Origin of the sequence: Mesorhizobium sp. M4A.F.Ca.ET.050.02.1.1, assembly GCF_003997725.1 — a bacterium.
In the GTDB taxonomy this organism is placed as follows: Bacteria; Pseudomonadota; Alphaproteobacteria; order Rhizobiales; family Rhizobiaceae; genus Mesorhizobium.
Genome location: NZ_RZSG01001267.1, coordinates 1 through 979, shown reverse-complemented (window position 1 = coordinate 979; position 979 = coordinate 1). Strand labels below are relative to the sequence as shown.

Genomic DNA, 979 nt, shown 5'->3' with positions numbered 1-979 from the left:
TTTCTCGTGATTCCGCCGCCGAGGCGCAGCAGCTCGCAGGACCAGTCTACCGGCTGCGCGGCCGCGCCGGCGGCGGCCTCGTCCACATGCGTAGCTTCTTGGCGACGTGCCTGCGCCTGGAACGCGAGCACCGGGAAGCACAACGCCCGGAGATCGAGGCACGCGTGATCCGCGAGGTCGGCCCCGACTATGTGAAGGAGACACCGTTCCTCGATCTCTATCCGAGCTGGTTCGAGTTCGTGCCGCGCGAGAATCGCTTCTTTGCCGACTGGGAGCGGTCGAGCGCCGCAAGCAACCGGGTGTTCGAACACTGGGCCTTCGACATAAGTGACTATGAGCATCGTGGCCAACGCGAAATCGGCTTCATCCCGCGGCCGCTCAAAATGCCGTCCGAGCGGCTCCTTGCCGATGAAGCTGTCTGCGTGCATCGGCTGATGGAACGCATCGAGGCGATCGACGGCGAGATGGGCCTGCCGTTCGCCTGGTTCTTTTTCATGACGCACGGCCATTGGGTCGATCCCGACGTTGGTGACGCGATCGCCGAAGGTCTTCGTGCCGGACGCATACGGTTGCCCGATCGCGACGCCGTCGTGCTGCTCGCCTGGGCCGACAAGAAATATCTGTTTTGAGCCCCAGCCATGGACGCGCGTCTGCCCAAGCCCGCTTCCGGCGACACGCTGCGTCGTGCCGCGGCCCTCGATGCCCTGGATTCGGTGCTGCCGTATGATCGCCGCGAGGTTCTGGCCAAAATCCTCACCGACGACGACGTCGAGACCCTTCGCCACCTTGCCACGGAGGGGATTGGCGACAATTCCTTGCGCGCGCTGGCCTCGGATCTCGGCTATCTTGAGGCCTGGTGTCTTGCCGCAACCGGAGAGCCGCTGCCCTGGCCGGCGCCGGAAGCTTTGCTGATGAAGTTCGTGGCGCACCACCTATGGGATCCGGTCAAACGCGAGACCGATGCCGCGCACGGCATGCC

General features: G+C 64.8%; 2 pseudogenes. Both read left to right on the top strand.

From position 1 onward, the window contains the following. Positions 1-629, top strand: a pseudogene (locus tag EOA33_RS36850) (hypothetical protein); the annotation flags it as partial. A gap of 9 nt (positions 630-638) precedes the next feature. Next, positions 639-979, top strand: a pseudogene (locus EOA33_RS36845) (integrase); the annotation flags it as partial.